General features: G+C 57.1%; 25 protein-coding genes. 10 read left to right on the forward strand and 15 right to left on the reverse strand.

What is annotated here, in order from left to right; genetic code table 11:
- The first annotated feature begins 298 nt into the window (after positions 1-298).
- Together ompR and AB4N44_RS18615 are read left to right on the forward strand one after the other, a co-directional pair.
- On the forward strand, positions 299-1,039 hold the full coding sequence (gene ompR, locus AB4N44_RS18610; RefSeq protein ID WP_064388985.1) for an osmolarity response regulator transcription factor OmpR: 741 nt from the start codon (positions 299-301) through the stop codon (positions 1,037-1,039).
- Positions 1,040-1,150: 111 nt separating this feature from the next.
- Entirely contained in the window at positions 1,151-2,464 is a 1,314-nt protein-coding gene (locus AB4N44_RS18615) for an ATP-binding protein (protein ID WP_007917930.1), read from the forward strand.
- Between the two features lie 198 nt (positions 2,465-2,662).
- Here AB4N44_RS18615 and rimK read toward each other — a convergent pair whose 3' ends face one another.
- The 3 genes from rimK to rimA are packed head-to-tail and all read right to left on the reverse strand — an operon-like array spanning position 2,663 to position 4,840.
- Positions 2,663-3,568, reverse strand: coding sequence for a 30S ribosomal protein S6--L-glutamate ligase (gene rimK, locus AB4N44_RS18620; RefSeq protein ID WP_007949201.1), 906 nt, complete (start codon positions 3,566-3,568; stop codon positions 2,663-2,665).
- A complete protein-coding gene (rimB, locus tag AB4N44_RS18625; protein ID WP_007917936.1) occupies positions 3,565-4,044 on the reverse strand; it encodes a retropepsin-like aspartic endopeptidase RimB in 480 nt (159 codons plus the stop codon). The genes rimK and rimB overlap by 4 nt, the downstream gene beginning before the upstream one ends.
- A 16-nt stretch (positions 4,045-4,060) precedes the next feature.
- Positions 4,061-4,840: a S6 modification regulatory phosphodiesterase RimA gene (gene rimA / locus AB4N44_RS18630; RefSeq protein WP_127930339.1), complete on the reverse strand. Its 780-nt coding sequence runs from the start codon at positions 4,838-4,840 to the stop codon at positions 4,061-4,063.
- Between the two features lie 116 nt (positions 4,841-4,956).
- On the opposite strand from rimA, the gene AB4N44_RS18635 reads away from it, so the two are divergent.
- Positions 4,957-5,364 carry an RNA-binding S4 domain-containing protein gene (locus AB4N44_RS18635; protein ID WP_150750209.1) on the forward strand — a complete coding sequence of 136 codons (408 nt, stop codon included), beginning with the start codon at positions 4,957-4,959 and terminating at the stop codon, positions 5,362-5,364.
- A 121-nt stretch (positions 5,365-5,485) separates the two neighbouring features.
- On the opposite strand, the gene AB4N44_RS18640 is transcribed toward AB4N44_RS18635, so the two are convergent.
- Positions 5,486-6,286 (reverse strand): phosphatase PAP2 family protein, encoded by an 801-nt coding sequence (locus tag AB4N44_RS18640; RefSeq protein WP_316917453.1) that lies wholly within the window; start codon positions 6,284-6,286, stop codon positions 5,486-5,488.
- 105 nt (positions 6,287-6,391) lie between these two features.
- On the opposite strand from AB4N44_RS18640, the gene hslO reads away from it, so the two are divergent.
- On the forward strand, positions 6,392-7,294 hold the full coding sequence (gene hslO, locus AB4N44_RS18645) for an Hsp33 family molecular chaperone HslO (RefSeq protein ID WP_127925447.1): 903 nt from the start codon (positions 6,392-6,394) through the stop codon (positions 7,292-7,294).
- A gap of 181 nt (positions 7,295-7,475) precedes the next feature.
- Positions 7,476-9,017 carry a phosphoenolpyruvate carboxykinase gene (locus AB4N44_RS18650; RefSeq protein ID WP_007917942.1) on the forward strand — a complete coding sequence of 514 codons (1,542 nt, stop codon included), beginning with the start codon at positions 7,476-7,478 and terminating at the stop codon, positions 9,015-9,017.
- A 62-nt stretch (positions 9,018-9,079) separates the two neighbouring features.
- On the opposite strand, the gene AB4N44_RS18655 is transcribed toward AB4N44_RS18650, so the two are convergent.
- The 7 genes from AB4N44_RS18655 to AB4N44_RS18685 form a co-directional block, all read right to left on the reverse strand.
- Positions 9,080-10,699 (reverse strand): TIGR04141 family sporadically distributed protein, encoded by a 1,620-nt coding sequence (locus AB4N44_RS18655; RefSeq protein ID WP_460108069.1) that lies wholly within the window; start codon positions 10,697-10,699, stop codon positions 9,080-9,082.
- 244 nt (positions 10,700-10,943) lie between these two features.
- The gene (locus tag AB4N44_RS18660) at positions 10,944-12,215 is read right to left on the reverse strand and encodes a type II toxin-antitoxin system HipA family toxin (protein ID WP_460108066.1); all 1,272 of its coding nucleotides are present in this window, start codon (positions 12,213-12,215) and stop codon (positions 10,944-10,946) included.
- Complete coding sequence (locus AB4N44_RS18665; protein WP_460108063.1) at positions 12,212-12,706, reverse strand: helix-turn-helix domain-containing protein; 495 nt, start codon at positions 12,704-12,706, stop codon at positions 12,212-12,214. The genes AB4N44_RS18660 and AB4N44_RS18665 overlap by 4 nt, the downstream gene beginning before the upstream one ends.
- A 168-nt stretch (positions 12,707-12,874) precedes the next feature.
- Positions 12,875-13,039, reverse strand: a complete 165-nt coding sequence (locus AB4N44_RS18670; RefSeq protein WP_460111697.1) for a YhfG family protein — start codon at positions 13,037-13,039, stop codon at positions 12,875-12,877.
- Between the two features lie 176 nt (positions 13,040-13,215).
- Positions 13,216-13,515 (reverse strand): hypothetical protein, encoded by a 300-nt coding sequence (locus AB4N44_RS18675; RefSeq protein WP_108224270.1) that lies wholly within the window; start codon positions 13,513-13,515, stop codon positions 13,216-13,218.
- Between the two features lie 365 nt (positions 13,516-13,880).
- Positions 13,881-15,023 carry a hypothetical protein gene (locus tag AB4N44_RS18680; RefSeq protein WP_460108059.1) on the reverse strand — a complete coding sequence of 381 codons (1,143 nt, stop codon included), beginning with the start codon at positions 15,021-15,023 and terminating at the stop codon, positions 13,881-13,883.
- A gap of 94 nt (positions 15,024-15,117) precedes the next feature.
- Positions 15,118-15,393 (reverse strand): hypothetical protein, encoded by a 276-nt coding sequence (locus AB4N44_RS18685; protein ID WP_460108057.1) that lies wholly within the window; start codon positions 15,391-15,393, stop codon positions 15,118-15,120.
- Positions 15,394-15,696: 303 nt separating this feature from the next.
- Here AB4N44_RS18685 and AB4N44_RS18690 point away from each other — a divergent pair, with 303 nt between their 5' ends.
- The 4 genes from AB4N44_RS18690 (at position 15,697) to AB4N44_RS18705 (ending at position 20,249) form a co-directional block, all read left to right on the forward strand.
- Positions 15,697-16,200 (forward strand): polysaccharide deacetylase, encoded by a 504-nt coding sequence (locus AB4N44_RS18690; protein WP_460108054.1) that lies wholly within the window; start codon positions 15,697-15,699, stop codon positions 16,198-16,200.
- A gap of 180 nt (positions 16,201-16,380) precedes the next feature.
- Positions 16,381-18,315 carry a RecQ family ATP-dependent DNA helicase gene (locus tag AB4N44_RS18695; RefSeq protein ID WP_460108052.1) on the forward strand — a complete coding sequence of 645 codons (1,935 nt, stop codon included), beginning with the start codon at positions 16,381-16,383 and terminating at the stop codon, positions 18,313-18,315.
- Positions 18,316-18,447: 132 nt separating this feature from the next.
- Positions 18,448-19,674 (forward strand): 3-hydroxyacyl-CoA dehydrogenase, encoded by a 1,227-nt coding sequence (locus AB4N44_RS18700; protein ID WP_316917457.1) that lies wholly within the window; start codon positions 18,448-18,450, stop codon positions 19,672-19,674.
- A 143-nt stretch (positions 19,675-19,817) separates the two neighbouring features.
- Positions 19,818-20,249, forward strand: coding sequence for an acyl-CoA thioesterase (locus AB4N44_RS18705; protein WP_316917458.1), 432 nt, complete (start codon positions 19,818-19,820; stop codon positions 20,247-20,249).
- A gap of 67 nt (positions 20,250-20,316) precedes the next feature.
- On the opposite strand, the gene AB4N44_RS18710 is transcribed toward AB4N44_RS18705, so the two are convergent.
- The 4 genes from AB4N44_RS18710 to AB4N44_RS18725 all read right to left on the reverse strand — a co-directional run bounded on the left by AB4N44_RS18710 (position 20,317) and on the right by AB4N44_RS18725 (position 25,292).
- Positions 20,317-20,799 carry a glycine zipper domain-containing protein gene (locus AB4N44_RS18710; protein ID WP_095120808.1) on the reverse strand — a complete coding sequence of 161 codons (483 nt, stop codon included), beginning with the start codon at positions 20,797-20,799 and terminating at the stop codon, positions 20,317-20,319.
- 328 nt (positions 20,800-21,127) lie between these two features.
- Positions 21,128-23,476, reverse strand: coding sequence for an FdhF/YdeP family oxidoreductase (locus AB4N44_RS18715; RefSeq protein WP_034151893.1), 2,349 nt, complete (start codon positions 23,474-23,476; stop codon positions 21,128-21,130).
- Positions 23,473-24,312: a formate dehydrogenase accessory sulfurtransferase FdhD gene (gene fdhD / locus AB4N44_RS18720; RefSeq protein ID WP_460108049.1), complete on the reverse strand. Its 840-nt coding sequence runs from the start codon at positions 24,310-24,312 to the stop codon at positions 23,473-23,475. Before fdhD ends, AB4N44_RS18715 begins: the two co-directional genes overlap by 4 nt.
- Positions 24,313-24,404: 92 nt before the next feature.
- Entirely contained in the window at positions 24,405-25,292 is an 888-nt protein-coding gene (locus AB4N44_RS18725) for a LysR family transcriptional regulator (RefSeq protein ID WP_150750198.1), read from the reverse strand.
- A gap of 138 nt (positions 25,293-25,430) precedes the next feature.
- Here AB4N44_RS18725 and lysM point away from each other — a divergent pair, with 138 nt between their 5' ends.
- Positions 25,431-25,871, forward strand: coding sequence for a peptidoglycan-binding protein LysM (gene lysM, locus AB4N44_RS18730; protein ID WP_064388966.1), 441 nt, complete (start codon positions 25,431-25,433; stop codon positions 25,869-25,871).
- The last annotated feature ends 83 nt before the right edge of the window (positions 25,872-25,954 follow it).

Below are 25,954 nucleotides of genomic sequence, written 5' to 3' on the forward strand. Positions count from 1 at the left end.
TGGTTGAGCGGCTAGAAAATTGCCGCTGCCTGGGTCAAAAGGCAGCCCATTGACCCGTGAAATCGAACAATTACTGCGCGCGACAGGAAAAAAAGCCTGCCACCTGCGGTAACGATTCAGACGTTGCCTGGCACAAAACGCCGCGCATTATAACCAGCGTTCTGTCATTCGGGGGCGTTGCAGTCTGTAGGCATAAACCCCGGTTTTCTGGCAGTGAAGGAAAAATCTGCTAACAATGCACACGGTGCGTATAACGGCAGCTACGCCATAATGCGCGCCGAGCTAAAAGGAGCATCCAATGAGCAGCACTGCACAAACTGCTGAAGGCGAAAAAATTCTCATCGTTGACGACGATCCGGGCCTTAGCAGCCTGCTGGAACGTTTTTTCGTCAGCAAGGGCTACCGCGCCCGTACCGTACCGAACACCGAACAGATGGATCGTCTGTTGTCGCGTGAAGTTTTCAATCTGGTCGTCCTCGACCTGATGCTGCCCGGCGAAGACGGTCTGACCGCTTGCCGCCGCCTGCGTGGCGCGAACAACCAGATTCCGATCATCATGCTTACCGCCAAAGGCGACGAGCTGAGCCGCATCAAGGGCCTGGAACTGGGCGCCGACGACTATCTGGCCAAGCCGTTCAACCCGGACGAGCTGATGGCCCGGGTCAAAGCCGTCCTGCGTCGTCAGGCTGCACCTGTACCAGGCGCACCGGGCAGCGAAGACGAAAACGTCACCTTTGGTGATTACGTGTTGTCGCTGGCGACCCGCGAACTGAAACGCGGCGACGAAGTGCACATGCTCACCACCGGTGAGTTTGCGGTACTCAAGGCCCTGGTGATGAACGCGCGTCAGCCGCTGACCCGCGACAAACTGATGAACCTGGCTCGTGGCCGCGAGTGGGATGCCCTCGAGCGTTCCATCGACGTGCAGATTTCCCGTCTGCGCCGCATGATCGAGCCGGATCCATCGAAGCCGCGCTACATCCAGACCGTCTGGGGCGTGGGCTATGTGTTTGTACCCGATGGTGCCGCCACCAAGTGATCGGTGATTTGTAGGAGCGGGTCTGCAGGTTTGGTCGAACGGCCAGCCCGCAGACTCGCAATCCGCAATATGCGAGCATTGCTCGCTCCTGCAAGTGTGTAGCGGTTATAGATGAAAACCCCCGTCTGGTTCCCCCAAAGCTTTTTCTCCCGCACCCTCTGGCTGGTGCTTATCGTCGTGCTGTTTTCCAAGGCACTGACCCTGGTTTATCTGTTGATGAACGAGGATGTGCTGGTCGATCGTCAGTACAGCCACGGCGTCGCCCTGACGCTGCGTGCCTATTGGGCCGCCGATGAAGAAAACCGCGCGAAGATTGCTGATGCCGCGACCCTGATCCGGGTGGTTGGCGCCGGTGTGCCGGAAGGCGAGCAGCACTGGCCGTACAGCGAAATCTACCAGCGGCAGATGCAGGCGGAGTTGGGCGCCGACACTGAAGTGCGTTTGCGCATGCACTCGCCGCCGGCGTTGTGGGTGCGTGCGCCGAGCCTCGGTGATGGCTGGCTGAAGGTGCCGCTGTACCCGCATCCGTTGCGCGGTCAGAAAATCTGGAACGTGCTTGGCTGGTTCCTTGCGATTGGCTTGTTGTCGACGGCGTCGGCGTGGATTTTCGTCAGTCAGCTCAATCAACCCTTGAAGCGTCTGGTGTATGCCGCCCGGCAACTGGGTCAGGGCCGCAGCGTGCGGCTGCCGATCAGCGACACACCGAGCGAAATGACCGAGGTGTATCGCGCTTTCAATCAGATGGCCGAAGACGTCGAGCAGGCCGGCCGCGAGCGCGAGTTGATGCTGGCCGGCGTGTCCCACGACCTGCGCACACCGTTGACGCGGCTGCGTCTGTCGCTGGAGTTGATGGGCGATCGCAACGACCTGACTGACGACATGGTGCGCGACATCGAAGACATGGACGCGATTCTCGACCAGTTCCTCGCGTTCATCCGCGACGGTCGTGACGAGTCGGTAGAAGAGGTGGATCTGACTGATCTGGTGCGTGAGGTCGCGGCGCCGTACAACCAGAATGAAGAGAAGGTGCGTTTGCGTCTGGAGCCGATCCAGCCGTTTCCGTTGCGTCGGGTATCGATGAAACGCTTGCTGAACAACCTGATCGGCAACGCCTTGAACCATGCCGGCGGTCACGTTGAAGTCGCCGCTTATGTGTCCGGCGACGTCAGTGCGCCGTATGTGGTGCTAAGCGTGATGGACCGAGGGGCGGGGATCGATCCTTCGGAGCTGGAGGCGATTTTCAACCCGTTTACCCGTGGCGATCGTGCGCGGGGCGGGAAGGGTACTGGCTTGGGTTTGGCGATCGTGAAGCGGATTGCTTCGATGCATGGCGGCAATGTTGAGCTGCGCAATCGGTCTGGTGGAGGACTGGAGGCGCGGGTGAGGTTGCCGTTGGGATTGATGTTGCCGCGAGACGCGGTGTAATCCCCAGCAACCCCTCACCCCAACCCTCTCCCAGAGGGAGCTGACCGAGGTGTCTGGGGTCATACGTCGACCTGAAAGACTGGGACGATTGTGGATTCGGCACAGCAGGATCAGGTCGGCGTATCTCTTCTGCATCCCCCCAATCAGTCCCCTCTCCCTATGGGAGAGGGTTAGGGTGAGGGGCTTTTGCTCTTGGCTCTAGCCCTTGCCTTTGGTCCGGGTCATATTCGGCCCGCCATTCTTCTCAAGATGCTCAATGATGATCCCCGCCACATTCTTCCCCGTGGTGGTCTCGATCCCTTCCAGTCCCGGCGACGAATTCACTTCCATCACCAGCGGCCCATGATTGGAGCGCAAAATATCCACACCAGCCACCGCCAGGCCCATGACCTTGGCCGCGCGCAACGCCGTCATGCGTTCCTCCGGGGTGATCTTGATCAGGCTGGCGCTGCCGCCGCGATGCAGGTTGGAGCGGAACTCACCCGGTTTTGCCTGACGCTTCATTGCCGCGATGACTTTGTCACCGACCACGAAACAACGAATATCCGCGCCGCCCGCTTCCTTGATGTATTCCTGAACCATGATGTTCTGCTTCAGACCCATGAAGGCCTCGATCACCGACTCTGCCGCCGTAGCGGTTTCGCACAACACCACACCGATGCCTTGGGTGCCTTCCAGCACTTTGATCACCAGCGGCGCGCCGTTGACCATGTCGATCAGGTCAGGAATGTCATCCGGTGAGTGAGCAAACCCGGTTACCGGCAAACCGATGCCACGACGCGACAGCAATTGCAGCGAACGCAACTTGTCCCGCGAACGGGCGATGGCCACCGACTCGTTGAGCGGGAACACCCCCATCATTTCGAACTGGCGCAACACCGCGCAACCATAAAACGTCACCGACGCACCGATACGCGGAATCACCGCATCGAAGCCCTCCAGCGGTTTGCCGCGATAGTGGATCTGCGGCTTGTGACTGGCGATGTTCATGTAGGCGCGCAAGGTGTCGATCACTACCATTTCATGCCCGCGCTCGGTTCCGGCTTCGACCAGACGGCGGGTGGAATACAGACGCGGATTCCGCGACAGCACAGCGATCTTCATGCAACACCTGTGGAGGAGGTAGATACCGGGAACACCGGCTTGTCTTGTACATATTTAATGCCCGGATTGACCACCAACTGGCCATCGATCAGGGCTTTGGATCCGAGCAACAGGCGATAGCGCATCGACTTGCGGCAGGCGAGGGTGAACTCGACCGGCCACACTCGATCACCCAAGGCCAGAGTAGTGCTGATCACGTAGCGCACCTGCGCATGGCCGTTGGAGCTTTTGATGGTCTTGCGCGTCACCAGTGGTGCTTCGCACCGGCGGTGACGCAACTGCACCACCGTGCCCAGGTGCGCGGTGAAGCGCACCCACTTCTCGCCGTCGCGTTCGAACGGCTCGATGTCGGTAGCATGCAGGCTGGAGGTGCTGGCACCGGTGTCGATCTTCGCCCGCAGGCCCGCGACCCCCAAATCCGGGAGCGCCACCCACTCGCGCAGACCGACAACGGTCAAATGGTCAAATGTCTTCAATAGAAAAAACCAACGATTAACGCGTAAAGGCCTCAGGTGAAACCTGAGCCAACGCTTTGAATGCAGGTTTGGCGAACCAGTAGCCCTGCATCAGAAATATTCCACAGTCCGCCAGGAAATCCCGTTCACCGACGCTCTCAATGCCTTCGGCAATGACTGTAACGTCCAACTCCGCACAGATTGTGACAATCCCCCGGACGATCGCCTGACGAACACGGTCTTGATCGACATCGCGGATCAGCGCCATGTCGAGTTTGATCAGGTCCGGTTGGAAATCAGCCAGCAGATTGAGCCCCGAATAACCGGCACCGAAATCATCGATGGCGGTCTTGAAGCCGAATTCGCGGTATTCACGCAGAATATTGGTCAAATGGCGATAGTTATCTACGTGCTCGCTTTCCAGGGTTTCGAAAATCAGCCGGTCGATAGGAAAACGGTGTTTTTTTGCTGCCTCGAGCGTACTGCGAATGCACAGCTCTGGACGATAGACCGCGTTGGGCATGAAGTTGATCGACAAGTGTGTCTGCATATTTAGATTGGCCGCGCCTTCGATGGCGCGGGTCCGGCAGAGCTGGTCGAAACGGTAGCGGTTGTCTTCTGTAACCTGATCCAACACCGTGAAGGCACCTTCACCGGCCACACCTCGAACCAGCGCTTCGTGGGCAAAAACCGACTGGTCGCGCAGATCGACGATGGGTTGGTAGGCGAAAGAAAAGTCGAAGCCCAGCGGCTCGCTTTGCTGGCAGCCCTGGCAACCGGCCTTGGGCGAGATTAATGAAGACGGAAATTTAGTCACTCGATCACTCCATGCCGATGCACCGGCCAAGATCACAGTCTATCTGGAGGGCCGAGTTCTTGCGCCCGACAGAAACGGTAGTACAGTTCCGACTACTGGCTGAACGAGGAATTCAAATGGCACAAAAAAGCGAAGTGGACGACAAGGTCCGTCTCGACAAGTGGCTGTGGGCCGCGCGTTTTTACAAAACCCGGGCGCTGGCCAAAGCCGCCATTGAAAGTGGCAAGGTGCATTGTCGCGGCGAACGCTGCAAGCCTGGCAAAGAGCCACGGATTGGCGATGAGTTCGAGATTCGTACCGGGTTTGAAGTGCGCACGGTGAAGGTCGAGGCGTTGTCGATTGTGCGGCGCGGCGCACCGGAGGCGCAGACGTTGTACGCGGAGACCGAGGCGAGTATTGCCAAACGTGAAGCGGCTGCGGCAATGCGCAAGGCGGGCGCGCTGGGCGTTACCACGGATGGCAAACCGAGCAAAAAACAGCGACGGGATTTGTTCAAGTTTCGAGGCGGCAGTAACGACGAATAATCGCGTTGTTGGTGCTGGCCTCTTCGCGAGCAAGCTCGCTCCCACAGGAGATTGCATTCCAATGTGGGAGCGAGCCTGCTCGCGAATCGAGGGCACAGCCCTCGCCGAAGACAGCTCGGTATCAGGCGCTACGCACCACACTCATCCGCGCAACCAGCGGCAGCTTGCCTAGCAACGCAAACATTGGCGCCGTCACCTTCAGCCAGAAGTTCGAGGCGTGATACGCAAACGGCGTGTAGTAACCCCAGCCCAATGCCCACACCGCCAGCAACACGCCACCGATGTAATCGTCCTGACCCCAATGCGCACCGGCCACCAGGCGCGGCAGCATGAACAGCAGCGCCAGGCCCCAGATCGTCACAAACTGGCCGACGGTGCGACTGAACACGCCCATGAACAACGCCCAGATCAGCAATACTGAAGCGTGGTCGCCAGGGAAACTCTGGCCCGAGCGATCCTTCAGCTCCCAGGTTTTTTCCAGGTGCGGGAAGTAATCGCTGATATGCACCGCGCCTTCCAGCACCATCGACGGGCTACTGTGTTGCCAGTCCATATGGTCGGCGAACTTGGAAAACAGCGCGCGGATCACCACCATCAACAGCAGGATCGAGAAAAAACCGAAAAACGCGCGACGCACGTCAATGGCCTTGAACACCCAGTCGCCCTTGATCAGCAGCGTCAACAGAATCAGGCCGACGACGATGTCGAACGGGCGCAGACTTGCAATTGCCCAGATGTGGAGCCATATCGGGTTGCTGGCCAGCGGTGCATTGAGCGAGCGGAACAGCCACTCGTCGAAAATCACACACAGCGAGTTGCCCGTAGGCCATAACCAGAAAGCCAGTAGCGCCAACGGCACTACGTTACACAGAACCAGCCGGCCGAGGTTCCACCTAGATTGGAACAAACCCGGATTGTTCATAAAATGCCTCCCATGGCAGAGCAGTCGGCACCAAAAAGAGTGCCAAGAAGCGCAAATTTTCACGTCTTGTAACCATTTTGTCACCACATTCAGATACCCAAAATTATGACCGACCTAGCGGATACCGATTTCACCCAACGTTTCATCTTCGATGACAGCGATACACGCGGCGAACTGGTTGCGCTTGAGCGCAGCTACGCCGAAGTCCTTGCCAAGCACCCGTACCCGGAGCCGGTCGCGCAACTGCTCGGCGAATTGATGGCGGCCGCCTCGTTGCTGGTGGGCACCCTGAAGTTCGATGGTTTGCTGATTCTGCAGGCACGTTCCGAAGGGCCGATCCCGCTGCTGATGATCGAATGCTCCAGCGAGCGCGAGATCCGAGGCCTGGCGCGTTACAACGCCGAGCAGATCGCGCCGGATGCGACCCTTGCCGATCTGATGCCGGGCGGTGACCTGACCCTGACCGTCGACCCGACTGTCGGCCAGCGCTACCAGGGCATCGTCGATCTCGACGGCGAAACCCTGTCGGAATGCTTCACCAACTATTTCGTCATGTCGCAACAGGTTGGCACGCGTTTCAAATTGTTCGCCGACGGCCGTCGCGCCCGTGGAATGCTCTTGCAGCAACTACCGGCCGACCGTCTGAAAGACGAAGAAGAGCGCGCTGACAGCTGGCAGCACATCACTGCGCTGGCCAGCACCCTGACCGCCGATGAACTGTTGAGCCTGGACAACGAAACCGTGCTGCACCGCCTCTACCATGAAGAGCAGGTGCGCCTGTTCGATGTGCAGAACCTGCGTTTCCGTTGCACTTGCTCACGCGAGCGTTCGGGCAACGCGCTGGTCAGTCTGGGTCTGGAGGATGCGCAGGCACTGGTGGCCGAACAAGGTGGCAAAGTCGAGATCGATTGCCAGTTCTGCAACGAGCGTTATGAGTTCGACGCCGCCGATATTGCTCAATTGTTCGCTGGTGCAGGCGTCGACACGCCGTCAGATACCCGGCACTAAAACGGTTCAGCGCAGGTAAATTCACTGCGTAACGACGGAATTTCGCCGTTACGACGGGAGGACCCTACTCTTTTTGGGCTTTTCTGGCATAATCCGGCCCACTTTTTTCGCGGTAGTAGTGCACGACTTTCTACTACAAAACGTTTGGAGCACACTCGGCCACTGGCCGACGGGGAACCTCATGACGCAAGCCAATAACGCCGTGTACACCGATCTGAGTGTTGATGATCTGGTAAAAGAAGCCCTGAACCGCGGTGAGGGCGAGCTTGCCGATACCGGCGCTCTGGTTGTTCGCACTGGTCACCGCACCGGTCGTTCGCCTGTTGACCGTTTCATCGTTGAAGAGCCTTCCACCCAGGCCGCTATCGCCTGGGGCCCGATCAACCGCAAGTTCCCGGCCGACAAGTTCGACGCGCTGTGGGCTCGCGTAGAAGCATTCAACAACGCGCAAGAGCACTTTGTGTCCCACGTGCATGTAGGCGCGGCGGAAGATCACTACCTGGCCGTGAAAATGACCACCCAGACTGCCTGGCAGAACCTGTTCGGTCGTTGCCTGTTCATCAACCCGGCCCAGTACAACCCGGCCGGTCGTGAAGAGTGGCAAGTGCTCAACGTGGCCAACTTCGAGTGCGTGCCTGAGCGTGACGGCACCAACTCCGACGGTTGCGTGATCCTTAACTTCGCACAGAAAAAAGTGCTGATCGCTGGCATGCGTTACGCCGGTGAGATGAAGAAAGCCATGTTCTCCGTGCAGAACTTCCTGCTGCCGGCCGCTGACGTGCTGCCAATGCACTGCGCTGCCAACATCGGCGAAGAAGGCGACGTGACCCTGTTCTTCGGTCTGTCGGGCACCGGTAAAACCACTCTGTCGGCCGACGAAAGCCGTTACCTGATCGGTGACGACGAACACGGCTGGGGCGAAGGCGTGGTGTTCAACATCGAAGGCGGTTGCTATGCCAAGTGCATCGACCTCTCCGAGAAGAACGAGCCGGTTATCTGGAAAGCCATCAAGCACGGCGCCGTGCTGGAAAACGTCGTCATCGACGACGCCAAGCACGCCGACTACGCCGATGTCAGCCTGACCCAGAACAGCCGCGCCGCGTACCCGCTGGAGCACGTTGCCAAGCGTTCCGAGCACAACCTCGGTGGCGAGCCAAACGCGGTGATCTTCCTGACCTGCGACCTGACCGGCGTACTGCCGCCAGTGTCGATCCTCAACGAAGAACAAGCGGCCTACCACTTCCTGTCCGGCTACACCGCTTTGGTGGGCTCGACTGAAATGGGTTCCGGCAGCGGCATCAAGTCGACCTTCTCCACCTGCTTCGGCGCACCGTTCTTCCCGCGCCCGGCTGGCGAATACGCCGAGCTGCTGATCAAGCGCATCCGCGGCTTCGGCTCCAAGGTCTACCTGGTCAACACCGGTTGGACCGGCGGCGGCTACGGCGTCGGCAAACGCTTCAACATCCCGACCACCCGCGCGGTGATCGCAGCGATCCAGAGCGGCGCGCTGATCGGTGCAGCCACCGAACACCTCGACACCATCAACCTCGACGTGCCACTGGCCGTACCGGGCGTTGAAACCAACCTGCTCAACCCACGCAACACCTGGGCTGACAAGGCTGCGTACGACGAGGCTGCGAAAGCACTGGCCGGTCTGTTCATCGAGAACTTCAAGAAGTTCGAAGTGAGCGACGCGATCAAGGCTGCAGGGCCGAAGTTGTAAGATTGGTTTGTTCTGAATGAAAAAGCCGCCTTTAGGGGCGGCTTTTTTGTGGATGAAGGAATCTATTTGTTCTTTCTATGATTTTTCTTACAGGCTAGAACCGGATCTACTTCAATCCTTGCTAGATTTACTTCAAAGTCTAATGCTCGCAAAGTTTTGAAAGCATTTTTGAGGGTTACTTTTGAAAAGAAAGGTAGCTTGATTGGTATGTCTCGGTTTATAGCAATGGCGTAAACGACACGGAACTGTTTTGACTCAGGACGACAGCCTGTATCGACTAACTTCATTTCAACTGGAAGTTTTTTGTTTAATCTATCTCGAAACTCTTTATCGCTCACAAATGCTTCTGCGGCTACACAGCCTTGAGAAAATAAATGGCTGAGAGTGCTGGAGCTCCGGTAATACTTAACATGAATTAGATCTCGAAAATTTCGTACAATATCGCAGAATTCTATTTTGTCTTGTTTTCCACCCAAGCCAATAGTTTTTTTATCAAAAAGCACATAGTTCGAATCATTCGCAACGACGTGATTGTTGTAGTCATCCTCTCTGTCATGGTTGTAGATCGGCAATGTATGTTTGTAGTTGGTCAGTTCGCTAAGGTAGCTATCGATGCGCCGCACAAAATCTTGGTTGACTTTATACCAAATGCCATTTCTAAGGATGTATTGGTCGTTGCTGTATGTTATTTCTGCATAAAGGCAGCGATATGCTGACCAAGATTTGGTACCTTGGCGTTCTTCATTGGTTATATATATATCTTGTTTCTTCAAAGCTTCGGTGCAGATGCTCTCGCCACTATTAGTTTGCATATATGCAGCAAGTTCTTTGATTTCGAGCGTTGGGTGTATCGCGGTTTTGTAGCGCTGGTCAAAGGAATATCCCGATTGGTACTCCCAGTCTACAATCTCTGGCTCTCCTAACCAAAAATGGTCAAAATCTTTGTCGGTTAATAATTTTTCATCTAACTCCATATCCAGTATTGATGCGATATCCGTATCTTTTATTTTGTTTACATTATCAACCCATTCGAAATTTTCTGGAAGCTTCATATTGAAGCGTGTCAATGCCTCTAATAAAATATCCGTCAACGTTTCTAGGCTAACTTCTGGGCAGATTACAAGTGCGTCTCTTCCCGTTATTTGAGCTCCGAAGATATCAACCATAGACTCGCCAGTTATCGCGTAAAGCATATCCGTTTCGGAGTCTATCTCTAGCTCAAAAATGCCTACGTTTTTAGGGCTCTGATTCCTAGAGTTTAGTGGGTTGTCTTCATAATTGGATTTATCTAAGCTTCTTAGCTTTTCCGGGCTCACTGAGTTTAAAGTTACGCGAAGCCCAAAGTCTCTTTCGATACTGTCTGTTATCAGTAAGTGGTAGCCTGAACCAAATGCTAAAGAAAATATTTTTCCGTGATCTCGAATTACGAGGAGCGCACCGATGGTATTGCTGTTTCCAAATATATCGGGTGAGAAATCCTGATCTTTGCAAAGAAATCTCGCCCATTTTGGAGGATGCGGTATGGCTTCCTTTTTTATATATAGTGTTGCTGTGCCGGAAGGAAGTACAACAGTTTTAGGCGTTGTTGAGTTTTCAACCTTTACGAATTCAATGTCAGATGCGAGATCGTTTTTTGCCAAGTATATAGAAAGTTTTTCTTTGTACTTTTTTGTTCTTGGCATTCTGAAACTCCCTGTCCATCGCTTATCCGATTACTCAGGTTTAGATTTTTTAGATCTGCAATTTATTATTGGGTGCATGCATCGCTACGCCACAATTTGAAGTTAATAGGAATATAGATCATGGCCATCAAATGGCCAGTGAAGGTCGTGTGATTAATTACCTTTCGATGTTCTGGAAGGCGCTAGGGGGGCAACCTTAGCTGTCGAGAATCTGAGTCGGTGGTGGCTGTCCGGGTTTGTGACGCTATTGCCCAGAGTTCCGAAACGCCGTGGTCATACTGTCCTGCTCTCGCGTCGATAGCCTCAAAGCTCCAGCCAAAGCTGGCCATTGGCTAATTACAGATTTAAAATGTTGAAAGATGTTTTCAGCATCTGAGCGGCTAACCCGAAAATACTCCGCCACTTCCCTCGCCAGCTCCAAATCCAAAGCATTGTCAGAATCAGTGATGTTCAGCTTCAACCCATCCGCATGCGCTACCGGATTCATGTCATACGCTGCCGACAAGCGCCATCCCCGACCAGCATCCAGAATAAAGCCATGGTTTCGCAGGTGGTCGTCGGTGTTGGAGACCAGGATGTTGAAGACGATTCGTGACCAGAGTTCACGGAGGTCGGTGTTGGGTTCCGAGCCGTGTTCCATGATTACTTCCGCCAATTCCAGATAGCTGGCGCCGGTTGATGCGTCGTCGCCGTCGACGCGGTTGGTCATGGTCATGGCTGATGCGAAGTGATGTCGGCCGCCGCGCGCGGTTCGGTCGAAACGCTTCACCAGGAAGCAGTGGTGATCGCTTGCGTAGCGTCGGGCCATGCCGGTCGCAACACGCAGACCACAGTTGACCGCCAAAGCGTTTACTACAAATTCCCAACCACCAACATCGTAGTCATCCCTCGTACTTGGGAATTTGGCGATCCACAGTTGGCCGAACTCGTCGACGACGCTGGCTTTCGGTCTGGCGCCGCCCAGCGAGCCGCCAGGTGCGATGAGCATTCTTAGCCATTCGCGGCCCTCGGTGGCTGTGTTGTCCCTATCGTTTTCCAGGGCGAGACTTGCCTGCTCTAACGCGCGTAGCTCGACAAAGGGTGGGGCGGCAACGCCGTCGCGGTCGTCGAGGAAGTTGCCTTCGTCATTGAGTTTGTAGCGAAGGGCGCCGACACGGAACAGGTCGTGGGCGCCAAGCAGGTAATCGGATTCAAACAACTTGCTGTTGCTGGGGAGCAAGCCGTCGCGAATGTCCCTTTCCAATCGGCGTTTCATCAACAGTTGGCCCCAACGATCGGGGCTTGAGTCTGCAAAGACGCCAAAGCGGCTCTGATGTTCGCCGGGGAATTGGCGGCCTTCGAAGGGGCCGATGCGCGGGTCTAGAGTTATGGAACTCAACTCGGGATCGGCCAGCGCTTTTGGGTCGTACTCAAATTCGAACACGTTGGTGTTGCGTGTTTTCCTTGCGTGTAGAAACCCGAGGCGTCTGGCGCCTTTCAAGGATTCCCAGTCTGCATAAACAGCAATCAGCGTCATTCTTCACCTGTCGGGGGGCCGGCCTTTTTCTTCTTGTTCAAAAGGCTGGAGAGTGAGTGTGTGTTGAATGGGAAATCAGCCGGAATTTTCGTGGTAGTGGCGGCATCGATAACGTTTGAAGTTCCGGCGTGTTCAGATGCGCCCTTTTTTGCCGCACTGACTGCTCGTGCTCTCTGGGGCTTTTTCGCTGCGGATCGTGTTGCAGGCATTAACTGCGCATCCTGCAATTGGCGACCCATTTCATCTGCTGCAGCCAGTTTGTTCAGATCCTTTTCCAGCCCCAGCACTTGCATGACCGACAGGTAGGCCCCGATGGTTACGCCTGATCCACCTGACTCCAGATGGCGCAAGGTTGTTAGCGACATGCCAGATCGTTCAGCGACTTGCTTGGCCGTCAATTTTCGGCGCAGGCGAGCCAGCTTCAGGCGTTCACCAAAGTCGACCAGAAGTCGAGCAGTGGAGGGCAAAAGCGGCGCTGTTTTCTTGGCCATGTGGCAGTATTCCTTCATTTTTAAACCTTAACTGCCAGAATAATAGCACTTAAGCTGAAGGACGCTGTTTGCCGCAAGATCCCTGAAAAAACGAAGTTAAGTGGCATTATTCCATCTGTTTTTGGTTCTTATAGCTAGAATACTGCCACTTAAACGTTAGCGCTTCCTCTAGTCAGCCGGTTTTTGCCGGTACTTTTCGAGAACCTCCATGCGTGAGGAAAGTGGCTTTTCAGCATCGGCAGGGGTGGTTTCAAAACCTTCAATGCGTAGGCTGGCCAAATAGTTTGACCGGCGAACCTTGTCGTAATGGGCCTGCTTTTGCTGAAACGTCAAAACGCTCGTATCAGCATTCGAGTCTGAATCGCGATGCTTTTTGCGTAAGATCTCCTCCATTTCGATAACGCTTTCCATCAGCTCATCAAAGAATTTGCTCATGGTTGCTCCCATGTTTGATTACCGTTTTTTTGATCGCTCTCACAGAGTGCATAAGAGCGATACGATCACTCGATTCAGGCTGGAGCCTTCCAGTTGAGCATCTGCTGCTGCGCGACTTGCAGCAGGTCACAGCCATCCTGCGTCAGCAGATAGAGGGCGTGGGTGATGTGGGGGATGTCTTCGACGTCGGCTTGTTTGAAGCTGAGGCAGTAGAGGGTTTTCAGCAGGTCGCTGGAGGCGCGCAGGCGCTGGACGGCGCATTCGAGGATGTCTTGTGGATTGGCCGTTGTGTCGATGATCAGGGGCTTGGTGTCGGTGAGGTTGGATTCGAGTGGACGGTAGCGATCAGGGGTAAGCGGATTCCATGCTTTCATTGTTCTTCTCTCTATAGGCGTTCCAATAGCTGCCGCCATCATGACCAAACGATGGGAGGCGACTGTGTTCGGGTTGGTCAACCAGAGAGAGAGAACTCCGTGTACGCCGAAGCGTCCCAAACACAGCCGCCATAAAGCATGCCGCACAATAGATGGCGGCAAGCATACAAGGGCATGCGTAGTTTCTCTCTCTCAATTTCAGGTGACCAAACCCGAGTCGCTGATTTGGCAGCGACAGGCACGACTATAGATTTGGCTTACCAAGCTGCGATAGGCGGCAAGGGAGTCTGGGTTTGTAGGAATGGGACGAATACCAGATAGGCCATTGCTGTAGGTTTTTTCGTCCGTTCACGCGCCCACGGCCTTCAACCAATAACCCGATACGCCGCCACATCCAGCACACTCGTCGTCAGCCCCGTCGCAGGCGCGTAGATCGGGCCTTTCACCGCCGAGAACGGCACGCCTTTGCTGCCCAGAGACACGTAGCGTTCGCCTTTATCCAGTTCGGTGAAGTAGGTGTAGGAGATGTTGTGCATCCGTTTGTACCGGTCTTCATCGCGGACGATGCCGTTGGTGAGGTTTTGCAGGTCGGTCTGGGTCAGGTTGAGAGTTTTGTTCAGTTGTACGCCCCAGCGCTTGAGGCACGTTTCGGCGTAGTGACGGACCACGCGGCCAGGTTCCACCAGGGTTTTCAGGTCGCTTGCGCTGGCAGGCACGCCACCGTCAGCTGTGGCGTTGCCCGCCATGGTCGCGTGGCGGCCGGCCATGGGGTAGACGCTGGTTTTGGTGCCGGTGGCTGTCTGCGGGATCACGCAACTGAAACCCTTGGAGCGTTCATCGCGGGCATAGAAAGCGACATATTCTTTGACGTTGGCGCCGAGTTTTACCCGGTTTTCCTGGAAGTTTCCGATACCCGGAACAGGGTCCAATGCAAAGATGTTCACCGGAATGTTTTTAAGTTGGCTGTCCTTTAACATCGCATTGGCCAGCATGTGGCAACTTATGCCGCCTCGGCTCCAACCCACCAGATTGACGCGGGTGGGAATAATGCCATCTTTGCGGAACGTTCTGATGATCCCTTCCTGTAACTTCTGTTGAGTAATGCTGCGGTCGCCGTAGTTGTACTTTCGCCACATCCACGAGCCTTCGACTTTGACATCGTCAATAGGAATGCCGGCGGCTTTGAGGCGGTTGTATTCGGCCTCGGTCAGTTGCTGGCGCTGCCAGTCACATTTGCCCTTGATGACGTTGAGGGCGTGCTGAACGTTTTCCTCCCAGCCTTTGCCGAACAGTGTGCCGGTAAGGCCGTACTCCTTGGTTTTGGTAAACAGGTCATCGGCCTGCAGGTTGCCGCTGCCGGGCCCGTCAACGACGATCCATTCGGCGAACTCGCGGCCGGTATGGTTGGAAGCCAGTGTGGAAACCAGTTCGCCGTCCCAGAAGTTTTCATGGTTAGTGTCAAACTTGTTGGAACCGGTGCCGCAAAAAAATATGGTTAAAACTGTCATGGTGTTGCTCTCGTTTAGTTGTAAGAGCGAACAAGTTAGTGTCAGTCGCATGTATAAATAAAGCGTGGTGGTGTTTCCGCATTTGTAATGTGGTTTAGTTGTATGTTGTTTGCGGTGGTTTTTGTTTGGCAACTTCAAGTAAGTCGCAGCCATCCTGTACCAGCAGATAAAGTGCATGGACGATGTTGGGAATATCTTTCACGTCAGCCTGTTTGAAACATAAGCAGTAGAGTGTTTCCAGCAAATCACCGGCCGCGCGCAGGCGCTGATCGGCGGCATTGATCAGGTCAGTCTGGCTGGAGTGGCTGTCGATAAGCAGCACCGGGTTTTCGCTGTAGCAAGTCTTGAGTGGGCGATAGCGGTTGATCATGGTGAGGCGTGTCCTGTTCGAAGGCGCTGGGGCGGGCCGGCAGAGTGTTTGCAGCCGCGCCGGCCACTATAGAAGGGCGTTTCTCTGTGGGACAAGACAGCCGCAATGGACAGTATTCGTAGGGGTTTTTCCGTGTTTTGAGGAAATGCCCTACGTGTTTTCGCAGCTTTTTCAGGCCAAAACCCTTAGGCGTAATAATTCCTACTTGTTTGTCAGGCGATTCGCGCTAAAGCGCTGTATCGTGCGCGCCAGAATCTGTAGGGCGTTTCCAAACGTCTGACACGCGCTTAAAGGGAATTAGGTATGCACTGGCTACGAATGGCCGCGATTTTATTGCTCGGGCTGAGCACCTGTCGTTTAACGATGGCCTCTGACGTTGGCAATGCATGGGTGCTGGATCGTCTCGATCGCACTGATTGGCCGGAAGCACTCATCAGCCAGGCGAGCATGGACACGGCGTCGCGCGGTGAAGTGTTGATGTTCGCCAAAGCGCTGTTGGCCAGCGAAGCGCTGGATGAAGAGGGGCTTGAGCAGCGACTCGGTGTGCCGCACGTGCAACTGAAGTCCATTCGCCATGTGCGCGATGGGCTCTGGGAGGGGCTGCTGAGCACCTATCGCAATGCCAGTCAGAACTGTGATGAACAGCCGTTCTGCCCGCGCGTGTGCAGTGTCGCTGACCTGCGCCAGTTGGCGGCAGCGTTCACTGGCGACATCAGCCCGGCCCATGCGCTGTGGGCCAGCAAAAGCCAGGACGTGCATGAGCAGATGCTGAACGAGCAGTTGCGAGTGGCGGTTTTGCGTCCCTGAACTTCAGGATTTTGCGTTGTTCTGAGCGGCCTCTTCGCGAGCATGCTCGCTCCCACAGGGACCGTGGTGTTCAAGTAATCGCTGTATCATTCCGAATCGATTTGGCCCCGACCTTTTCTCGACTCGCTGCGATCGCCCGCTAGGCTGTTGGCATGGCAGCAGTCAATGGAGTGACAGCGAATGCACAACACCCTGGAACAGGTTTTTGGTTTTCAACAGTTTCGACCCGGTCAAGAAACCGCGATCAGCGCGGTACTGGCCGGGCGTTCGGCGGCGGCGATTTTTCCCACCGGTTCCGGCAAGTCGATTTGTTATCAATTGCCGGCGCTGATGCTGCCGCACCTGACGCTGGTAGTCTCGCCGTTGCTGGCGCTGATGCAGGATCAGTTGGCCTTCTTGCAGCGACACGGTATCTCGGCAGGTAGCATCGACTCGGCGCAGAGCCGCGATGACGCCAATGATGTGATGGCCCGCGCCCGTTCGGGTGAGTTGAAGATTCTGATGATCTCGGTTGAGCGTTTGAAGAACGAGCGCTTCCGCAACTTTTTGCAGCAGGTGCCGATCTCGCTGCTGGTGGTGGACGAGGCGCATTGCATCTCGGAATGGGGCCACAACTTCCGCCCCGATTACCTCAAGCTGCCGGACTATCAGCGCCAGTTCAACATCCCGCAAACTTTGCTGCTGACGGCCACCGCCACGCCGAAAGTCATCGCCGACATGCAGGCCAAATTCGCTATCGCCGCTGATGATGTGGTGACCACCGGCTTCTACCGGCCCAATCTCAATCTGCTGGTGGAACCGGTGCGTGGTCAGGACAAGCGTCGGCGTCTGGTGGAGTGGATGAGCGAGCGTGCGGGGCAGCCGAGTATCGTTTACGTGACCTTGCAGAAAACCGCCGAGCACATCGCCGAACACCTTGAGCGCAACGGCATTCAGGCTGAGGCGTATCACGCTGGCTTAGCCCATGACAAACGTGAAGCGATCCAGAAACGTTTCATGGCCGGGCAGTCCAATTGCATCGTCGCGACCATCGCTTTCGGCATGGGCATCGACAAGAGTGACATCCGCAATGTGGTGCACTTCGACCTGCCCAAATCCATCGAGAACTACAGTCAGGAAATCGGCCGCGCCGGGCGTGACGGGCAGTCGTCGGACTGTCTGGTTCTGGCCAATCGCGACAGCCTCAATGTGCTGGAAAACTTCGTCTACGGTGATACGCCGGAGCGCGATGGCATTCGCTATGTACTCGATGAACTGAAGGCCTCGGCGCCGGAAGAGCAGTGGGAGTTTCTGCTCGGGCCATTGGCGGATCAGAGCAATATTCGCTCACTGCCGCTGAAAACATTGCTGGTGCAACTGGAGCTGCGCGGTTTGATCGCGCCGCGCTATGCCTACTACGCCGAATACCGTTTCAAATACCTGTTGGAACCCGAAGCGCTGCTTGAGCGTTTCGACGGTGAGCGCAGGGATTTCGTTGCAGCGATCATTCAGACCTCGGCGCGCGCGCGCACTTGGGCCACGGTGAATTTCGAGGCGATGTACTCGCAGTATTCCGCCGAGCGCAATCGAGTGGTGAAGGCGCTCGATTACTTTCAGGAAAAGGGCTGGGTCGAGCTGGAAAGCAAGCAGATGACCGAGGTCTACAGTCTGCTGCAAAGCGACTTTGACAGCGATGCCCTGAGCGTCGAGCTGCATGAATATTTCACCCGGCATGAGCAGGCGGAAGTGGCGCGCATCCACACGATGCTTGAAGTGTTCGCCACCGAACGCTGCCTGGGGTATCGCCTGGCGGAGTATTTCGGTGATCACAATGCACCTCAGCAGTGTGGGCATTGTTCGGTGTGTCATGGCCAGGTGGCGCGATTGCCGGCGCCGCCGGAGTTGCCAGCGCTTGTGGATAAAAATTTTGCGGCGTTGTGTGGTGACTTTATCCACAGGCATGAGCAGCACACTGGGGTGATTCCGACGGCGGAGCGGCTGACACGGTTTCTGTGCGGGATCAGCGTGCCGTTGTTCACCAAGCTCAAGGCGCGGGCGATTCCCGGGTTTGCCGCATTGGAAGAGTATCCCTATGCCGAAGTCCGGAGCTGGGCTGACGATCATTTGCTCGGTTGAACATAAATCCTGTGGGAGTCAGGGCGCCTGTATCCATCCGCTGAATGTCGATCATCACGGTAATAAACTTCAAAAACCGTCGTTGGCTGACTATCGTGAGACCAGTCTTTGGATCGCCAACAAGAGAACAACATGAGCCAGACATCCTTCAATATTCAGCAGGCCGCCGTGATCGGTGCGGGGACCATGGGCCGTGGCATTGTCATGTGCCTGGCCAATGCCGGTGTGAGCGTGCAGTGGGTGGATAACAATCCACAGATGCTTGAGCAAGCGCTCGCCACCGTGGCCGAGACTTATGCACACAACGTGCGCCAGGGCCGGATTGATCAGGCCGAGGCGGATGCACGTATCGCGCGGGTCTGTGCGGCGGCGGATTACGCGGCGATTCGCAATGTCGATCTGGTGATCGAGGCGGTGTACGAAAATCTTGAGCTGAAGCAGAAGATCTTTCGTGAACTCGATGGCTTGCTCAAGCCCGAGGCGCTGTTGGCGAGTAATACCTCGGCGCTGGATATCGATGCGATTGCCGCGGCGACCCGGCGCCCGGAGCAAGTGCTGGGCCTGCATTTCTTCAGCCCGGCGCACATCATGAAACTGCTGGAGATCGTGCGCGGCGCGCAGACTTCACCATCAGCGCTGGACGCCGCACTGGCGCTGGGCCAACGCATGGGCAAGGTCAGCGTGGTGTCGGGCAATTGCCACGGGTTTATCGGCAATCGGATGTTGCATCCGTATGTGCTGGAGGCGCGCAAGATGTTGCTTGAAGGCGCTTATCCACAGCAGGTCGACGCGGCGCTGCAAGGTTTTGGTTTTGCCATGGGGCCGTTTCGCATGTACGACGTGGTCGGCATCGATCTGGAGTGGCGTGCACGCGAGCTGGCCGGCAAGGGCCAGGATGCGCCGGAGGTTCAGGTGGATAACCGCTTGTGCGAGATGGGCCGGTTTGGCCAGAAGTCCGGCAATGGCTATTACCATTACGAGCCGGGCAGTCGACAGGCGGAACACGATCCTGAGGTCGATGCGCTGGTGTTGCAGGTCAGCGAAGGGTTGGGTTTCCAGCGCCGTGAGATCGGTCCAGAGGAGATTCTGGAGCGTTGCCTGCTGGCATTGGTCAACGAGGGTGCGAAGATTTTGCAGGAGGGCATTGCCGAGTCGGCACACGACATCGATCTGGTGTATCTGAACGGCTACGGCTTCCCGGCGGACAAGGGCGGGCCGATGGCGTGGGCGGATCAGCAAGGGCTGGCGGACATTCATAAGCGTTTGCTGGCGCTGGAGACGCGCCAGGGCGATCAGTGGAAACCGGCGCGGTTGATTGGTGAGTTGGCGGCGCAGGGTAAGGGGTTTGCAGATCGTTAAGTTTGGCGGCGGTGCTGACGCCTTCGCGAGCAGGCTCGCTCCCACAGGAGAGCGCATTTCAAATGTGGGAGCGAGCCTGCTCGCGAAGGGTGCGGCGCGATTTTGAATTAGACTCGCCCATTAACTTCAGGGATTGTTGAGCAATGTCCAACCCGATGCCACAACGCGCCGACTATCCGCACTTCCAGCCCATCACCACGCGCTGGCACGACAACGACGCCTACGGTCACGTCAACAACGTCACCTACTACAGCTTCTTCGACACGGCGGTGAACACTTACCTGATTCAGGTCGGTGGTCTGGATATCCATGACGGTGAGGTGGTGGGGTTTGTGGTCAGTTCGGCGTGTGATTACTTTGCCTCGATCGCCTTTCCGGATCTGATCGAGATCGGTCTGCGGGTCGGCAAGCTGGGCAACAGTTCGGTGCAGTACGAATTGGCAGTGTTCAAGGTCGGCGAAAGCGAGGCGTGTGCGGCCGGGCGCTTCGTTCACGTATTCGTCGATCGGGCGAGCAATCAGCCAGTGCCGATTCCTGCCGAACTGCGGCAGGCACTGGAATACCTGGTGGTGTAAACGGCAAAAAAAATCGCAGCCCTTGGGCTGCGATTTTGCTTTACCGGCCAGCGAGGTGTTTGAGGCCTCAGTCGCGATGGTACTTGTGATGTTTGCGGTGGCCGTAAGCGTGGCCGCGGCCTGGATGACGGTCGCGGTAATAACCACGGTCACGGTCACGACCGCGATCATAATGACGATCATCGTCATCGCTTTTGTTACCCATGTAGTTACCCAGCGCGCCACCGGCGCCGCCACCTGCTGCGGAGCCGATCAGGCTGCCGGTGGTGCCGCCCATGCTGCGGCCAACCACGTTACCGCCGGCTGCGCCCAGCGCACCACCGATGGCGGCTTCGCCACGGCTGCGCTTGTCGGCGCCGACCGCACTACCACCCGCGCCGCCCAGGGCTGCGCCGATGGTGGAACCTGTATTGCCGCCTAAGGACTGACCGACGACCGAGCCAAGAACCCCGCCCAATGCGCCGCCCACACCTGCTTCGGTGGTGCCGCCTGCGGAAGCAAAACCACTGACCAGGCCAAGGGACAACAAGAGAATCGAGGAGAACTTCATAGATGAGCCTCAAAGGGATGACGGCGCCGATCCTGAGGCTCTGAACTGGGCGTGACAATCGAAATCCGACGAATAACACGACTTGTATACAATTTTGCAAGTTGCTGTTTTTTCACCGGAACTTAACCGGTTTTCGCCGGTCTTTAGCTACTTCGGACAGGCCGTTTTTGTGAAAAAGCGGCCTTTTTTGTGGGCGGTTGAAAAGTGCTAGCCGGAAGAAGTGTATTGAATGTCTCACCGCCTTCGCGAGCAAGCTCGCTCCCACATTTGAACTGTATTCCAATGTGGGAGCGAGCTTGCTCGCGAATAGGCCGGTACTGACACCGCTTTAAGCGGACTTGGCCATGATCAACCCAGTCTCACTCGCCGCTTCCAGCCGAATCGCAATGAACTTCGACGTCGGCGTATGGCTGCCATCCCCGGTGCTCTCCAGCGGCACCAGTGGATTCACTTCCGGGTAATAAGCAGCCGCTTGCCCGGCCGGAATATCAAACGCCAACAAAGTGAAGCCCTTCACCCGGCGCTCACGACCATCGTCCCACAGCGAAACGATGTCGGCCTTCTGCCCCGGCCGGAAGCCCAGACGAATGATGTCGGCCTCATTGGCAAACAGCACATCACGCTGGCCTTTCACCCCGCGATAACGGTCGTCGAGGCCATAAATCGTCGTGTTGTACTGATCGTGAGAGCGCATCGATTGCAGGATCAGATCCGGTAGCTGCCCGGTGGCGCGGGTGCGTTCGTGCACCAGATCCTTGGGCAGCATGTTCGCGCGGAAGTTGGCCCGGCCCGACGGCGTGTTCCACTTGCGTGCGCCGGCGCTGTTGCCGAGATAGAACCCGCCCGGGTTCTTGATCTTCTCGTTGAACTCTTTGAAGTTGGGAATGGTGTCGGCGATCAGTTCGCGGATGCGCCCGTAGTCAGCCACCAACCAGTTCCAGTCCACCGGTTTACTGCCCAATGTGGCAGCGGCGATGCCGGCGATGATCGACGGCTCGGAGCGCATCTGGTTCGACAGCGGCTGCAACTGACCGTTGGAGGCGTGAACCATGCTGAACGAGTCTTCCACGGTGACCGCTTGCGGGCCTTCGGTCTGGATATCGATGTCGGTACGACCCAGGCACGGCAGGATCAGCGCATCTTTACCGTGAGCGAGGTGGCTGCGGTTGAGTTTGGTGCTGATCTGCACGGTCAGGTCGCAATTGCTCAGGGCTTCGAACGTACGCGGGCTGTCCGGCGTGGCTTGGGCGAAGTTGCCGCCCAGACCGATGAAGACTTTGGCGCGCCCTTCGGCCATCGCATGGATCGCTTCGACCACATTGTGGCCGTTGTGGCGCGGCACCTTGAACTGGAAGCGTCGCTCCAGCGAATCGAGAAACGCCACCGGCGGACGCTCGTTGATGCCCATCGTGCGGTCGCCCTGCACGTTACTGTGTCCGCGCACCGGGCACAGACCAGCACCGGGTTTACCGATGTTGCCGCGCAGCAGCATCAGGTTGGCGATTTCCTGGATGGTCGGCACCGAATGGCGATGCTGGGTGATGCCCATCGCCCAGCACATGATCACGTTCTTGCCTTTGGCGTACATGCGCGCGGCTTGTTCGATCTCGACCAGGGTCAGGCCGGATTGCTCGACGATCTGTTCCCACGGCGTGTCATCGACCACGCCGAGATACTCCAGCACGTTGGCGCTGTGGGCATTGAGGAAGTCATGATCGAACACAGCAGGTTCGCCAGCCTTCTGCGCATCGCGCTCCCATTGCAGAAGGAACTTGGCCATGCCGCGCAGCAGCGCCATGTCGCCACCGAGGGCCGGACGGAAATACGCGGTGTTGGTCGGTTTGTCGCCGTTGGTGAGCATTTCGATCGGGTGTTGCGGGTGCTGGAAACGTTCCAGGCCGCGCTCTTTCAACGGGTTGATGCACACCACTTGCGCGCCGCGTTTCACCGCTTCACGCAACGGTTCGAGCATGCGTGGGTGGTTGGTCCCGGGGTTTTGGCCCCAGACGAAAATCGCATCGGCGTGTTCGAAATCGTCGAAGGTCACGGTGCCTTTACCGACGCCGACACTCTGCGCCAACGCCACACCGCTGGCCTCGTGGCACATGTTCGAGCAGTCAGGGAAGTTGTTGGTGCCGTAGGCGCGCACGAACAGCTGATACAGATACGCCGCCTCGTTGCTGGCGCGACCCGAGGTGTAGAACTCGGCCAGATCCGGGCTCGGCAGACTTTGCAGGTGCTTGGCGATCAGGGTGTAGGCGTCGTCCCAACTGATCGGCTTGTAGCGATCGGTTTCGGCGTCGTAAACCATCGGCTCGGTCAGGCGACCCTGATACTCGAGCCAGTAGTCGCTCTGCTCCAGCAGCGAAGTGACGCTGTGTTTGGCGAAAAACTTGGCGTCGACACGGCGCTTGGTGGCTTCCCAGTTCACCGCTTTGGCGCCGTTCTCGCAGAACTTGACCATGCCGCTTTCCGGCGAATCGCCCCAGGCGCAACCGGGGCAGTCGAAACCGCCGTTCTGGTTGGTCTTGAGCATCATGCGCAGGTTTTTCAGGGCGTTGTCGCTGGTCAACCAGGCTTGGGCCACACTGATCAGGGCACCCCAGCCGCCGGCGGCACCTTTGTAAGGCTTGTAGCGCGGAACAGGTTTCTGGTCGGCTTGATGATGTTGGCTCACGCTTGATTCTCCATCGCGGGGCTATACACCCGCGGCGCACTTTTCTGCGGCAGGTGGATGAGATTGAGGTTGTGACGACGGGCCCATTGCACGGCAAGGCCGGTGGGTGCGGACAGGCTGACCAGGGTCTGGATGCCGGCACGCAGGACTTTCTGGATCAATTCGAGACTGCAACGACTGGTGACAATCGCCAGGCCGCCTTCTGTGGATATCTTCTGGCGGATCAGTCCACCGATCAGCTTGTCGAGGGCGTTGTGCCGGCCGATGTCTTCGCGACCGAGCAGCAATTCGCCGCTGCCATTCATGAACACCGCCGCGTGCACCGCGCCGCAGTGCTGGCCGAGCGGCTGAAAAGCACCGATACGTTGACGCAGACCGTCGAGCCATTCGATCGGTGGCAGCGGCGCGCCGGGCAGTACTTTCAAATCGGGCAATGCCTGCTCCACCGCTTCAACCCCGCACAATCCGCAACCGCTGGTGCCCGCCATTTGCCGGCGCTGTTGCTTGAGATTCCAGAACGCACGGTTGGCGATGGTCACTTGCGCGTATTGCGCAGATCCGGCCCCTGTCAGTTGCAGGTCATAGATGTCGGTGGCGTCTTCGATGATGCCGCTGCCGAGGCTGAAGCCGACGATGAAGTCTTCCAGGTCGGTCGGCGTCACCAGCATCACTGCCTGACTGATGCCGTTGTAGGTGATCGCCAACGCGACTTCCTCGGCCAGCGCAGTGCTGGTCGATTCCTCGCGGGGCAAATCGCTGTAACTGTACGTCTGGCTGGCGGCGGGCGCGGGCGTTTCGATTGCTGGCGCCGCGCAGGCTGGGCGCTTGGCGTTCATGGCATCACCGACGGTTTGATCAACGTTAAGACTAGGCGCGGCAACTTGTCGCGTCTAATCGCTACTGTCGATCTATCGATAGATGCCGTCGATCAAGCGTCGCCTGGCGATTGCTGATACAGCGCGAAACAGGCCTCGGCCAGCGCCGAGCGCGGGGCGCCGCGGCGCATGATCAGGCCCAGCGGGGCGAGGGTCTGCGCGTTTTCGATGGGTTGCAGGCGCAGGTGGTCGGTGAGTTTTTCCAGACCGCCGTCGAGCGGCATGATCGCGCAGCAAAAGCCGCCGTGTACTGCTTGTAACAATTGATGCACGGCGTCGGTTTGCAGCAACGGTTGCGGGGTCAGGCCACGGCTGTGAAAGTTGTGGTCGATGGACTGGCGAAAGTGCATGCCGCTGGTGAGCATGCCCAGCGGCAGTTCGATCAGCGATTCCCAGCTCAAGGGGGCGTCGCCAAAGGTGAAAGAGCGTTGGTCGTAGAGCAGGCCCATGCGCGTTTCGCTAAAGGCCAGGGACTCGAAGCGTTCGTTGTCCAGACGATCGAGATACGACACGCCGAGGTCGATGCGGTTGTTCGCCAGGTGTTCGAGGATCTGTTCAGAACTCAGCGCCGACATTTCGAAACGCAGGTTCGGGTGTGCGGCATGCAGGCGTTGCATCAACGGCAACGGATCGAAACTCGACAGCGGCACCACGCCCAGTCGCAGCGTGCCGATGAGGTTGCCGCGACAGGCCGCCGCTTCCGCGTGCAAACCGTCATAAGCCGCCATCACCGAGCGCGCCCACGCCAGCACCCGCTCGCCCGGCGCGGTGAAGCCTTCGAAGCGCTGGCCACGGTTGACCAGCGGCAGGTCGAGCTCTTCTTCGAGGCTGCGCAGGCGCATCGACAGGGTGGGTTGGGTGATGTGGCACCGCGCGGCGGCCTGGCCGAAGTGGCGGGTTTCGTCGAGGGCGATGAGGAATTTCAGCTGCTTGATGTCCATCTTCGCTCCGGGCGCTGACAAGGATGGCAGATTCTACCGCTTGCGTGATCGCAGGGTCATTGGTCGGCTTGGAACCGGGTTTGTCTGCGGTGGTCTAGGCTTGGACGACTGACCCTTTATTCCATGGAGAGAACCACGATGAGTCTTTTAAGTTTTGTAAAAGAAGCCGGTGAAAAGCTGCTCGATCTGCTGACCCCGGGTAACGCCAATGCCAGTGAGCAGTTGAAGGAACACATCAGCAAGGTCGGTCTGGGCAATCCGAATGTGCAGGCGACGGTGGACGGCGACAAAGTGACCGTTACCGGTGAAGTCGCGAGTCAGGAAGAGAAAGAGAAGATTTTGCTGGCGGTGGGCAATATTGCCGGGGTTGGCAGCGTGGATGATCAGATTACGGTGAGTGGCCCGGTTGTCACTGCCGCACAATTTGTCGTGGTCAAGTCGGGTGACACCCTCAGCGCTATTTCTCTGCGTGTGTACGGGGATGCCAACAAGTATCAGAAAATTTTCGATGCCAACAAACCGATGCTCAAGGATGTGAACAAAATCTATCCGGGGCAGACTCTGCGTATTCCTGAGTAACACAAAACACCTGTAGGAGCTGCCGCAGGCTGCGATCTTTTGACGTTGATTTTTAAAAACCAGATCAAAAGATCGCAGCCTTC

Source organism: Pseudomonas sp. S3_C06 (genome assembly GCF_054667675.1).

What these genes read in the sequence shown, in the direction of transcription:
- ompR (WP_064388985.1), top strand. Translation starts at nt 299, where the DNA reads ATGAGCAGCACTGCACAAACTGCTGAAGGCGAAAAAATTCTCATCGTT.
- AB4N44_RS18615 (WP_007917930.1), top strand. Translation starts at nt 1,151, where the DNA reads ATGAAAACCCCCGTCTGGTTCCCCCAAAGCTTTTTCTCCCGCACCCTC.
- rimK (WP_007949201.1), bottom strand. Translation starts at nt 3,568, where the DNA reads ATGAAGATCGCTGTGCTGTCGCGGAATCCGCGTCTGTATTCCACCCGC.
- AB4N44_RS18635 (WP_150750209.1), top strand. Translation starts at nt 4,957, where the DNA reads ATGGCACAAAAAAGCGAAGTGGACGACAAGGTCCGTCTCGACAAGTGG.
- AB4N44_RS18640 (WP_316917453.1), bottom strand. Translation starts at nt 6,286, where the DNA reads ATGAACAATCCGGGTTTGTTCCAATCTAGGTGGAACCTCGGCCGGCTG.
- hslO (WP_127925447.1), top strand. Translation starts at nt 6,392, where the DNA reads ATGACCGACCTAGCGGATACCGATTTCACCCAACGTTTCATCTTCGAT.
- AB4N44_RS18650 (WP_007917942.1), top strand. Translation starts at nt 7,476, where the DNA reads ATGACGCAAGCCAATAACGCCGTGTACACCGATCTGAGTGTTGATGAT.
- AB4N44_RS18655 (WP_460108069.1), bottom strand. Translation starts at nt 10,699, where the DNA reads ATGCCAAGAACAAAAAAGTACAAAGAAAAACTTTCTATATACTTGGCA.
- AB4N44_RS18660 (WP_460108066.1), bottom strand. Translation starts at nt 12,215, where the DNA reads ATGACGCTGATTGCTGTTTATGCAGACTGGGAATCCTTGAAAGGCGCC.
- AB4N44_RS18665 (WP_460108063.1), bottom strand. Translation starts at nt 12,706, where the DNA reads ATGGCCAAGAAAACAGCGCCGCTTTTGCCCTCCACTGCTCGACTTCTG.
- AB4N44_RS18675 (WP_108224270.1), bottom strand. Translation starts at nt 13,515, where the DNA reads ATGAAAGCATGGAATCCGCTTACCCCTGATCGCTACCGTCCACTCGAA.
- AB4N44_RS18680 (WP_460108059.1), bottom strand. Translation starts at nt 15,023, where the DNA reads ATGACAGTTTTAACCATATTTTTTTGCGGCACCGGTTCCAACAAGTTT.
- AB4N44_RS18685 (WP_460108057.1), bottom strand. Translation starts at nt 15,393, where the DNA reads ATGATCAACCGCTATCGCCCACTCAAGACTTGCTACAGCGAAAACCCG.
- AB4N44_RS18690 (WP_460108054.1), top strand. Translation starts at nt 15,697, where the DNA reads ATGCACTGGCTACGAATGGCCGCGATTTTATTGCTCGGGCTGAGCACC.
- AB4N44_RS18695 (WP_460108052.1), top strand. Translation starts at nt 16,381, where the DNA reads ATGCACAACACCCTGGAACAGGTTTTTGGTTTTCAACAGTTTCGACCC.
- AB4N44_RS18700 (WP_316917457.1), top strand. Translation starts at nt 18,448, where the DNA reads ATGAGCCAGACATCCTTCAATATTCAGCAGGCCGCCGTGATCGGTGCG.
- AB4N44_RS18705 (WP_316917458.1), top strand. Translation starts at nt 19,818, where the DNA reads ATGTCCAACCCGATGCCACAACGCGCCGACTATCCGCACTTCCAGCCC.
- AB4N44_RS18710 (WP_095120808.1), bottom strand. Translation starts at nt 20,799, where the DNA reads ATGAAGTTCTCCTCGATTCTCTTGTTGTCCCTTGGCCTGGTCAGTGGT.
- fdhD (WP_460108049.1), bottom strand. Translation starts at nt 24,312, where the DNA reads ATGAACGCCAAGCGCCCAGCCTGCGCGGCGCCAGCAATCGAAACGCCC.
- AB4N44_RS18725 (WP_150750198.1), bottom strand. Translation starts at nt 25,292, where the DNA reads ATGGACATCAAGCAGCTGAAATTCCTCATCGCCCTCGACGAAACCCGC.
- lysM (WP_064388966.1), top strand. Translation starts at nt 25,431, where the DNA reads ATGAGTCTTTTAAGTTTTGTAAAAGAAGCCGGTGAAAAGCTGCTCGAT.